General features: G+C 70.7%; 9 protein-coding genes. 3 read left to right on the top strand and 6 right to left on the bottom strand.

Going from position 1 to position 9,859, the window contains the following annotated elements; genetic code table 11:
* Positions 1 to 143 precede the first annotated feature (143 nt).
* The 5 genes from AB0N16_RS33205 to AB0N16_RS33185 are packed head-to-tail and all read right to left on the bottom strand — an operon-like array spanning position 144 to position 5,856.
* Positions 144 to 1,454 (bottom strand): DUF58 domain-containing protein, encoded by a 1,311-nt coding sequence (locus tag AB0N16_RS33205; protein ID WP_365803204.1) that lies wholly within the window; start codon positions 1,452 to 1,454, stop codon positions 144 to 146.
* Entirely contained in the window at positions 1,454 to 2,443 is a 990-nt protein-coding gene (locus AB0N16_RS33200) for a MoxR family ATPase (RefSeq protein ID WP_365803224.1), read from the bottom strand. Before AB0N16_RS33200 ends, AB0N16_RS33205 begins: the two co-directional genes overlap by 1 nt.
* Positions 2,443 to 3,639: a DUF4350 domain-containing protein gene (locus tag AB0N16_RS33195; RefSeq protein WP_365803202.1), complete on the bottom strand. Its 1,197-nt coding sequence runs from the start codon at positions 3,637 to 3,639 to the stop codon at positions 2,443 to 2,445. The genes AB0N16_RS33200 and AB0N16_RS33195 overlap by 1 nt, the downstream gene beginning before the upstream one ends.
* Complete coding sequence (locus tag AB0N16_RS33190) at positions 3,636 to 4,391, bottom strand: DUF4129 domain-containing protein (RefSeq protein WP_365803200.1); 756 nt, start codon at positions 4,389 to 4,391, stop codon at positions 3,636 to 3,638. The genes AB0N16_RS33195 and AB0N16_RS33190 overlap by 4 nt, the downstream gene beginning before the upstream one ends.
* A 34-nt stretch (positions 4,392 to 4,425) precedes the next feature.
* On the bottom strand, positions 4,426 to 5,856 hold the full coding sequence (locus tag AB0N16_RS33185; protein WP_365803198.1) for a hypothetical protein: 1,431 nt from the start codon (positions 5,854 to 5,856) through the stop codon (positions 4,426 to 4,428).
* Between the two features lie 140 nt (positions 5,857 to 5,996).
* On the opposite strand from AB0N16_RS33185, the gene mtnA reads away from it, so the two are divergent.
* Complete coding sequence (gene mtnA, locus AB0N16_RS33180) at positions 5,997 to 7,139, top strand: S-methyl-5-thioribose-1-phosphate isomerase (RefSeq protein ID WP_365803221.1); 1,143 nt, start codon at positions 5,997 to 5,999, stop codon at positions 7,137 to 7,139.
* 86 nt (positions 7,140 to 7,225) lie between these two features.
* Here the strand turns inward: mtnA and AB0N16_RS33175 are convergent, their stop codons facing one another.
* A complete protein-coding gene (locus tag AB0N16_RS33175) occupies positions 7,226 to 7,462 on the bottom strand; it encodes a hypothetical protein (RefSeq protein ID WP_365803196.1) in 237 nt (78 codons plus the stop codon).
* A gap of 365 nt (positions 7,463 to 7,827) precedes the next feature.
* Here AB0N16_RS33175 and lepB point away from each other — a divergent pair, with 365 nt between their 5' ends.
* On the top strand, positions 7,828 to 8,538 hold the full coding sequence (lepB, locus tag AB0N16_RS33170; RefSeq protein ID WP_365803194.1) for a signal peptidase I: 711 nt from the start codon (positions 7,828 to 7,830) through the stop codon (positions 8,536 to 8,538).
* Between the two features lie 631 nt (positions 8,539 to 9,169).
* On the top strand, positions 9,170 to 9,859 hold the full coding sequence (gene mtrA / locus AB0N16_RS33165; protein ID WP_187284748.1) for a two-component system response regulator MtrA: 690 nt from the start codon (positions 9,170 to 9,172) through the stop codon (positions 9,857 to 9,859).

The following is a 9,859-nucleotide window of genomic DNA, read 5'->3' as shown; positions in this document are numbered from 1 at the left end:
GGGACCCTGTGGGAGAGTAGGACACCGCCGAACAAATTTTAGGAAAGGCCCACGCCGTTACGGCGTGGGCCTTTCTGCGTTTACGGGTGTTTTTGGATTCGTGGAGGAATTGGCAGGCCCGTTGTCGAGCCTGCCACAGAGATTCAGAGCCGGCCCGCCGCCTTCAAGGCTAGATATGCGTCGGCCAATGCGGGAGCGAGATCTTCAGGCGTCGCGTCCACAACCGTCACACCATGCCGACGGAGTTGTTCCGCCGTGCGGTGCCGTTCGCTCTGCGCCTGCGCTGCTGCCGCCGCCTCGTACACCGCGTCGACGTTTCCGCGTGACGTCGCCATGCGGGCGACACGCGGGTCGGCCACCGAAGCGAGCAGGACCGTATGGCGTTGGGTCAGTTGGGAGAGGACGGGAAGCAGGCCCTGTTCGATCGGTGCCGCGTCCAGCGTGGTCAGAAGGACGATCAGGGAACGGCGTGGAGCCGTACGGAGCGCTGTTGCCGTGAGTCCGCGGGCATCCGTTTCGACGAGTTCGGGCTCCAGCAAGGCCATCGCGCTGACCAGGGAGGGGAGGACATCGCCCGCGGCGCGGCCCTGCACGAGAGCGCGGACTCGGCGGTCGTAGGCGAGTAGAGCGACGCGGTCGCCCGCGCGTGAGGCGAGGGCGGCGAGGAGGAGTGCCGCGTCCATCGAAGCGTCCAGGCGTGGGGCGTCGCCGACGCGGCCGGCGGAAGTGCGGCCGGTGTCGAGGACCAGGAGGATGTGGCGGTCGCGTTCGGGACGCCAGGTCCGTACGGCGACCGCCGACTGGCGTGCTGTGGCACGCCAGTCGATGGAGCGCGTGTCGTCGCCGGGGACGTACTCGCGCAGGCTGTCGAATTCGGTACCCTCCCCGCGGGTCAGGACGCTGGTGCGGCCGTCCAGTTCACGCAATCGGGCTAGTTTCGACGGCAGGTGCTTGCGGCTGGTGAACGGGGGCAGAACCCGTACAGTCCAGGGCACATGGTGACCTCCCTGCCGGGAGAACAGGCCGAGGGGGCCGTAGGAGCGGATCGTGACGCGGTCTGCCTGCCGGTCGCCGCGGCGGGTCGGGCGCAGGCGGGTCGTCACGCGCCGGCGTTCGCCCGGCGGCACGGTGAGGCGGTGGCGTGAAGCGTCGATCTCCGTGCCGGGCTGCCAGCTGCTCGGCGGCCAGCCGTCCCTGAGCCGGGCCCGGAGGGTGCGTCCGGACGGGTTGGTCACGGTCAGGCTGATGTCGGCGGCCTCGCCGAGGCGCGCGGATGTGTCACCGGAGCGCGTCAGCACGAGCCGTCGCACCGGAGCGGCCAGGGCGAAGTCGCAGGCGCAGGCGAGGGCGAGCGGACCGTTGACCGCGAGGATGCCCGTCCAGCTCGGTTCCCAGACGCCGATGGGGATCGATCCGATTGCCGCGAGGAGGGCGGCGCGTCCGCTGAGGGGCATCAGCGGGGGACCGGGACGTGGGCGAGGATCGCGTTGATGACGGAGTCGGCCGTCACGCCCTCCATCTCGGCCTCGGGGCGGAGCTGGACACGGTGCCGGAGAGTGGGCAGGGCGAGGGCCTTGACGTCGTCGGGGATGACGTAGTCGCGGCCGGTCAGCCAGGCCCATGCGCGCGAGGTGGCCAGGAGGGCGGTGGCGCCGCGCGGGGAGACGCCGAGGGTGAGGGACGGCGACTCGCGGGTGGCACGGCAGATGTCCACCACGTAGGCGGTGATCTCGGGGGAGACGGTCGTCTTGGCGACCGCGGCGCGGGCGGCTTCGAGGTCGGCGGGGCCGGCCACGGGGCGTACGCCGGCGGCGCGCAGGTCGCGCGGGTTGAATCCCTCGGCGTGGCGGGTGAGGACGTCGATCTCGTCCTGGCGGGAGGGGAGAGGGATCGTCAGCTTGAGGAGAAAACGATCGAGTTGGGCTTCGGGGAGGGGGTACGTGCCCTCGTACTCGACCGGGTTCTGGGTCGCGGCGACCAGGAACGGATCGGGGAGGGGGCGCGGTGTGCCGTCGACCGTGACCTGGCGTTCCTCCATGGCTTCGAGGAGGGACGACTGGGTCTTGGGCGGGGTGCGGTTGATCTCGTCCGCGAGGAGGAGGTTGGTGAAGACCGGACCGGGCTGGAAGGAGAACTCGGCGGTGCGGGTGTCGTAGACGAGGGAGCCCGTGATGTCGCTCGGCATGAGATCCGGGGTGAACTGGACGCGCTTGGTGTCCAGCTCGAGCGCGGAGGCGAGGGCGCGGACGAGCAACGTTTTGGCGACCCCGGGGACTCCTTCGAGTAGCACGTGTCCGCGGCAGAGGAGAGCGACGACGAGGCCGGTCACGGCGGGGTCCTGGCCGACCACGGCTTTGGCGATCTCGGCGCGCAGGGACTCCAGCGAGGCCCTGGCGTCGGCCGGGTTCCCGGTGTTCCCGGCGTTGTCAGTGGTCGGGTCCATCATGGACGGCGTACCTCTCTTTCGAGGGCGTCGAGTTGGTCGGTGAGGGCGATGAGGGCCGCGTCGTCGCCGGGCGGCGGTCCGAAGAGGAGGGAGTGCAGGGCCTGGCCGTCGCCTTGGAGGTGGGCGGACAGCGCGGGGAGCAGGGCCTCGGGCGCGTGCGCCTGGGAGACGGGGACGCCGACGAGGGGGGCGAGGCGGGTGCGAGCGGTGGAGCGAAGAGCGGCGGCCGCTCGGTCGCGGGCGTTGGCTTTGCGGTAGAGGCGGGAGCGGCCTTCGACGGTTTCGGAGGCGCGGATCGCCACGGGGAGTTTCTCGGGCACCAGGGGGCCGAGTCGGCGTGCCCGCCAGAAGGCGGCCAGGGCCGCGGCGAAGAAGAGCTGGAGTGTGCCCCAGAGCCAGCCGGAGGGGAGCAGGTCGAACAGGGACTTCTGGTCGCCCTTACCGGCGGCCGAGGCGTCGGAGAGCGAGGGGAGGTACCAGACCAGATGGTGGCGGGAGCCGAGGAGTTGGAGGGCGAGCGAGGCGTTGCCCTGTTCGTCGAGCCGGTCGTTGAGGAGGATGTCGGGCGCGCCGAGGACGATGGTGTCGCCGCTTCCGGAGGCCGCGGGGACGCGGATCAGCGTGGCCAGACGCTGGCTGGGGTAGCAGGAGTCGGCGTCGAGGTGGGTGGTGGTGTAGCGGATGCCGCCGGTGTCGGCGCTGCCCGCGCGGCGGGCCTCGGCCAGGCCGCAGTGGGGGTCGAGCGTGGACCTCAGGCTGGTGGCGGGGTCGGCGGTGACGCCGGGGGCGAGCCGTTCTACGGACATGCTGCCGGCGGCGACCAGGACCGTGCGGCCGCCCGATCCGGCGGTCGACACCCGCAGCTGGGACTGCTGACCCGGGGTGAGCAGGTCGGGGACGGCGACGAGCAGCGTGGTGTCGCGGCCGGTCGCGGCCCGGGCCTCGGCCAGGGTGGTGACCACGCGGGTGGACACGCCCCGGTCGGCGAGGAGTTCGGCTACGGCGCGGCTGCCGTAGGGGTCGGCGGAGCGCGGGTCGAGGTCGCCGTGCCTGCTGTCGGAGCGGACGACGGCGATGGCGACGGCACCGGCCAGCAGGAGCACCAAGGCGAGGACGATGCCTCGGGTCCGGGTCCATACCTGGCGGGTGGTGGGCGCGGTGGAGGTGGGCGGAAGGGCTACGCCGGTGGTCATTCGGCGGCCCCCTGGCGGGCGTTGTGGGCCGTGCTCGGGGTACTGCTGGCGAGTATCGGCTTGGTGCGTTCCAGGTCGCGGTCGAGTTCGGTGATGCGCTCGTACGACGCCTGGGTCGCCCTGCGGCCGCCGTACGTCACGTCGTCGAAGTCCCGGGCGGCGGCGCGCAGCCGGTCCGTGTGGGCGGGCAGGACGCGGCCGGCTTCGGCGGCGGCCTCGTCGGCGGTACGGCCCGGGCGGATGTCGAGCAGGGCGCGTTCCTCCAGGGCGCGGACGACGGCCCGCATGCGTTCCTGGAGGGCCTGGTTCCAGTGGCCCTGGGCGGCGTGTGCCTCGGCGGCCGCGCGGTGTTCGGCGGCGCTGCGGGGGCGGTCGTCGAACAGGGCGGCGGCAGAGGCGGGTTGGCGGCGCGGGGTACCCAGGCGCCACCACAGGGCGCCCAGGACGGCGACGACGGCCAGGACCACCACGACGAGGCCCAGCGTGCCTCCGGGCGTCGCGGACGCGGCGGCGGAGAGCATGCGGTCGACCCAGTCCAGGACGGCGTTCAGGGCGCGCTGGAACAGCCCGGGGTCGTTCTCGTGGTACATCCGCTTGGACAGCTCACGCCGTGCCGCCTCCCGTGCGGGGTCGCGTGGGATCGTCACGGGCGGTTCGTCACCCGAGCCGGCCAGCGACAGCAGGGCCGTCTCCCGAGCCCGTAGCAGGCCGCGTACGGCCTCGTCGGCGGCGCGCGGCAGGGCCGCGGGCACCGCTGTGAGAACTCCCCCCGTCGGACTCACCGCATCAGCTCCCCGGGACGGGGCCGGGGGCCCCGGCGCCGTAGTTCTCGACGCCGGCGGCGCGGGCCAGTTCGAGGTCGAGGGCCTCGCGACGGATGCGCTGGTCGATGTAGAGGAGCACGGTGACGCCCGCGTTGATCGGGAAGGTGAGCATGGAGCCGATCACCGAGCCGATGCCGCTGACGATGAGGAACGTCCAGCCGACGTTGGAGTTGGTGCTCTCGAGGAAGCCGGAGAAGCCGTCGCCGCTGAGGATGGCGGCGCCCACGGCGAAGGGGATGACGGCGATCGAGGAGACGATGTTGGCGATGATCGTCGCCAGGATCTGGATGCCGAAGACCCGCCACCAGGAGCCGCGGACAAGCTTGGCGGAGCGGCCCAGCGACTTCGTGATGCTCTGCTTCTCCAGCATCAGGACGGGGGAGGCCAGGGAGAAGCGGATCATCAGCCACAGGGTGACGACGCCGCCCGCGAGGATGCCCACGATGAGCAGTGCGGCGATGGCGCCGCCGGGGCCGCCGGCGATCGCGACGACGATGCCGGGCAGCGCGCCGACGAGCAGGACGCCGACCGCGATGAGTCCCAGCAGGACGATGAGGCCGAACAGCTTGACGACCTGCGGGCGGGCGTCGCGCCAGGCCTCGCCCGTGGTCACGGACCTGCCGAGCACGGCGCGGCTGGTGACGCTGGTCAGCAGGGCCGTCGCGATGATGGTGCCGACCAGCGAGATCAGCAGGACGACGCCCGAACTGGCCGTGACCTCGCCCGCGGCGCGGGACACCTCGCTGAAGGAGGCGCTCGGGTCGTTGAGGGCGTCAGTGGTCTCGGTGTCGTTCAGGACGAGGCCCTGGAGGAGGATCACCCCGACCTGGGTGACCACGGCGACCGTCAGCGAGATGCCGAGGACCGTGCGCCAGTAGGTGCGCATCGTGGAGACGGCGCCGTCGAGGATCTCGCCGACGCCGAGCGGGCGCAGTGGGATCACGCCGGGCTTGGCGGCGGGCGGGGGACCGCCCCAGCCGCCGCCCCAGGCTCCGTATCCGCCGGGCGGCCCGTAGCCGCCCGGACCGCCGTAGCCGCCGGGCCCTCCGGGACCGCCGTAGCCGCCGGGACCGCCGTAGCCGCCGGGCCCTCCGGGACCGCCGTAGCCTCCGTAGCCGCCGCCGGGGGGCTGGCCGCCCCAACCGGGGCCGGGGGGTGGTGGAGGCGGTGCCTGGCCTGGTGCTGGGACGCCCGTGGGCGCGGACCACTGGCCGGGCGGTGGCTGATCCTTGGACCACTTCGAGCCGGAGCCCTGTGGGTCCGTACCCGGCTGATCGGTGGGCTGCTCGGCAGGGCCTGCGGGGACGGGGCGGTCGGCAGGGGCGGACGCGCCGGGTTCCCGCCCGTCGGACGGGGCGGATCCGGGCGAGGCCCAGCCCGGAGTGTCGTTCATCGAAGCTCCTTCACGGTGCCCGTCCGCGGTCGCGGTGGCAGGTTGGCTGCCATCGTGCCATGGGGTGGTCACCCAGTGACCTGCCGCGGTACAGGCTCCGCACCTTCAATTGTCCGCCGGATACGGGGCAGACTGACGGCATGGCTGATCAGTACGCGCAAACCGGCGAGGACAAGCGGCCGACGGGAATGCCCGTGATCCGGTGGGAGGAGCCGCCCGAGGGCCCCGTGGTGGTCCTTCTTGACCAGACCAGACTGCCGGCCGAGGAGGTCGAGCTGGTGTGCACGGATGCGTCCGCGCTGGTGGAGGCGATTCGGACGCTCGCGGTGCGGGGGGCGCCGCTGCTCGGGATAGCGGGGGCGTACGGCGTCGCGCTCGCTGCCGTGCGGGGTTTCGACGTGGACGAGGCCGCGATGGCGCTGGCCGGTGCCCGGCCCACGGCCGTGAATCTTTCCGTCGGGGTGCGCAGGGCCGTTTCGGCGTACCGGTCGGCTCTGGCCAAGAGTGGGGACACCGGAGCGGCGGCCGTGGCGGCGCTGGTTGCGGCGCGGGCGCTGCACCGGGAGGACGCCGAGGCCAGCGCCCGGATGGCCGGGCACGGGCTGGCGCTCCTGGACGAGTTGCTGCCGGGCGGAGGGCACCGGATCCTCACCCACTGCAACACCGGTTCGCTGGTGTCGGGAGGGGAGGGAACGGCGTTCGCGGTGGCCCTCCGGGCACATCGGGCGGGACGGCTCAGGCGGCTCTGGGTGGATGAAACGCGTCCGTTGCTGCAAGGTGCTCGCCTGACGGCATACGAGGCGGCTCGCAGCGGCATGGCGTACACCTTGCTCACCGACAACGCGGCCGGTTCGCTGTTCGCGGCGGGGGAGGTGGACGCGGTGCTGATCGGGGCGGACCGGATCGCGGCCGACGGTTCGGTGGCGAACAAGGTGGGGAGCTATCCGCTCGCGGTGCTCGCGCGGTACCACCATGTGCCGTTCATCGTGGTGGCGCCGGTGACGACGGTGGATCCGGAGACGCCGGACGGGGCGTCCATCGAGGTCGAACAGCGCCCCGGACATGAGGTGACCGAGGTCACAGCACCGCAGGTGCCGGTGGCGGGAGCGGGAGGCGGGATTCCGGTGGCACCCCTGGGGACCCAGGCGTACAACCCGGCGTTCGACGTGACGCCGCCCGAGTTGGTGACGGCGATCGTCACCGAGGAAGGCGCCGTTTCGCCCGTGACGGCTGAGGCTCTTGCCGAGCTGTGTGCCAGGTCAGGCCAGGTAACGATTAGCTAATGGATTGATGTCGGCTCGACGGACGGCAACGGCCCCTCCACCTGCGGCGATTCGCAGGCCAAGGGCCGTGACATCCAACGGCGACATCAACGGGTGCCGGAAGCCGCCTGTGAGGCTTCCAGCTCCCGGATCCGAGCCGGCTGCCGAAGCAGACGATCGAGCTGACCCACCGCAGCGATGACGTCCGGGTCCAGCGCCTCAGCGTAGATGTCCATGGTCGTGGCGATCCGGCTGTGCCGAAGGACCGCCTTGACGATCCTCGGGTGCACCTTGAGGTGGACCAGGAGCGTCCCGCAGGACTTCCGCAGCCCCTTGGGGTTCATCTTCCCCAGCCCTTCAGCCCTGATCGGTTCTTGGCCTTCGGCCATCCCGTCGCGCTGGCCACAACGACGCCATGCACGCGCTCGCAGAGGCTGCCGACCACGACGCCTGACAGCATCGCCGGCCGGTAGAGCCTCTTGACTCAGCCATTAAGACTCCGTCGACCGCGTAGCCTGCTGAGGCCCCGGATGGCGCGGCGGACGGGTTTGGGCGTGGAGGGTCGTACCCAGCCCCGAGCCAGGCTGAGAGCTCCGGCATTCGGGAACTCCCGCTCGTTGTGACGGTGGTGGGCCCGGTGCTGTGCGCACAAGGGACCACTACGGACGCGGTGCGCCCGGAGCAGGGCGCAGGGGTGGGAGGCGTGGTTATGGAAGATCTTGTCGCTGGCGAACGGTCGAGATCCGGGGACGACGATGCCGACGACGAAGTGGCGGTTGATGGCCGTCGGAAAGTGCGCTCCTTCTGGAAGGAGCTGCCGATCCTCCTCGGCATCGCGTTGGTGCTCGCGCTGGTCATCAAGACGTTCTTCGTACAGGCATTCTCGATCCCGTCCGACTCGATGCAGAACACGCTCCAGACGGGCGACCGCGTGCTGGTCGACAAGCTGACGCCGTGGTTCGGATCCAAGCCACAGCGCGGAGAGGTCGTCGTCTTCCACGACCCGGGAGGCTGGCTCCCTGCAAAGGCCGAGGAGCCGAACGCGGTGCAGAAGGCTCTCAGCTTCGTCGGCCTGATGCCGTCGGCGGACGAGAAGGATCTGATCAAGCGGGTTGTCGCGGTCGGCGGCGACACCGTGGAATGTTCGGGGAGTGGTCCTGTGAAGGTCAACGGGAAGGCGGTGGACGAACCGTTCATCTATCCCGGTAACACCCCCTGCGGCGACAAGCCATTCGGGCCGATCAAGGTACCGAAGGGGAAGCTCTGGGTCATGGGTGACCACCGCCAGGACTCTCAAGACTCCCGGTACCACCAGGACCTGCCCGGCGGTGGCACCATCGACGAGGATCAAGTCATCGGCCGGGCCTTCGTCATCGCATGGCCAGTCAGCCGGTGGGCGTCGCTGCCGGCATCGCGGTAGCAAGCATCGACCGTTCGCAGCGAGGGTGGCCTCGGGGCGTGCCACTTCCGTGCCAGAACGGACGGGGAGTCATGGGGAATCGAGGTTCGCCAGATCCAAATCGACCAGGCGCCTGCCACTGTCGCGACTACGACACCCGCGCCGGCGAGCCAGGCCGGACCACGGAGATCTTCCATCGCCTGCTCCCAGACGAGACGTTGCGCCCATTCGTAGCTGTACGCCAGGCGGCCCAGGTTGAAGGCAGGCTGGCGGACGGCGCTCGTAGCCGCCGAAGGGTCAGGGTAGGTCCCCTCGGGTGCCTGGATGATCTGGTCGATGGCTGTGAGGTCGGCTACGAGGCGTCGGTGGTCTCGCCACAGGGATACACCGCCCCAGATGACGGCCGCCAGCGGCAGAAGACCGCCACAGATGGTCATCAGGGTCAGGGTCAGTCTCCTGGCCAGGCCCGGCCCCTCCGCTTGATGGCGTGGCTGGCAAGGACAGCACTGCACGCTCACCCCGTGAAGACGCTGACATCCGTCACTGACATCAACGTCGACGGACGGGGGCAGACAGTGACGGCCCCCTGCGACTATGGTCACTGGCCGGTGAGCCTGGTCACCTGCGCAACCTTCACTGTTATGAGAATGGGATGATGTCGTTTATGAAGGGACGAGTCCTTGTCGTCGACGACGACACCGCACTGGCCGAGATGCTCGGCATTGTGTTGCGTGGTGAAGGTTTTGAGCCGTCTTTTGTAGCCGACGGCGACAAGGCGCTGGCCGCTTTCCGGGAGAGCAAGCCCGATCTGGTGCTGCTGGATCTGATGCTGCCCGGCCGGGACGGCATCGAGGTGTGCCGCCTGATCAGGGCGGAGTCCGGGGTGCCGATCGTGATGCTCACGGCGAAGAGCGACACCGTCGATGTGGTCGTGGGCCTGGAGTCGGGCGCGGACGACTACATCGTGAAGCCGTTCAAGCCGAAGGAGCTGGTCGCCCGGATCCGGGCCAGGCTGCGCAGGTCGGAGGAGCCGGCGCCGGAGCAGCTCGCCATAGGTGACCTGGTCATCGACGTGGCCGGGCACTCGGTGAAACGGGACGGGCAGTCGATCGCGCTGACCCCGTTGGAGTTCGACCTGCTGGTCGCGCTCGCCCGCAAGCCGTGGCAGGTGTTCACGCGTGAGGTGCTCCTGGAGCAGGTCTGGGGCTACCGGCACGCGGCGGACACCCGTCTCGTCAACGTTCATGTCCAGCGGCTGCGCTCCAAGGTCGAGAAGGACCCGGAGCGGCCGGAGATCGTGGTGACCGTCCGTGGTGTCGGATACAAGGCCGGACCGAGCTGA

This window comes from Streptomyces sp. NPDC051105 (assembly GCF_040682795.1).
GTDB lineage: Bacteria > Actinomycetota > Actinomycetes > Streptomycetales > Streptomycetaceae > Streptomyces.
Note: the sequence above shows the minus strand (reverse complement) of the source record. Positions and strands in the feature narration are given on the sequence as shown.

Bases quoted from the DNA above. Each gene is read 5' to 3' on its own strand.
- AB0N16_RS33200 (WP_365803224.1), bottom strand. From the start codon at position 2,443: ATGGACCCGACCACTGACAACGCCGGGAACACCGGGAACCCGGCCGAC.
- AB0N16_RS33195 (WP_365803202.1), bottom strand. From the start codon at position 3,639: ATGACCACCGGCGTAGCCCTTCCGCCCACCTCCACCGCGCCCACCACC.
- AB0N16_RS33185 (WP_365803198.1), bottom strand. From the start codon at position 5,856: ATGAACGACACTCCGGGCTGGGCCTCGCCCGGATCCGCCCCGTCCGAC.
- lepB (WP_365803194.1), top strand. From the start codon at position 7,828: ATGGAAGATCTTGTCGCTGGCGAACGGTCGAGATCCGGGGACGACGAT.
- AB0N16_RS33175 (WP_365803196.1), bottom strand. From the start codon at position 7,462: ATGAACCCCAAGGGGCTGCGGAAGTCCTGCGGGACGCTCCTGGTCCAC.
- mtnA (WP_365803221.1), top strand. From the start codon at position 5,997: ATGGCTGATCAGTACGCGCAAACCGGCGAGGACAAGCGGCCGACGGGA.
- mtrA (WP_187284748.1), top strand. From the start codon at position 9,170: ATGATGTCGTTTATGAAGGGACGAGTCCTTGTCGTCGACGACGACACC.
- AB0N16_RS33205 (WP_365803204.1), bottom strand. From the start codon at position 1,454: ATGCCCCTCAGCGGACGCGCCGCCCTCCTCGCGGCAATCGGATCGATC.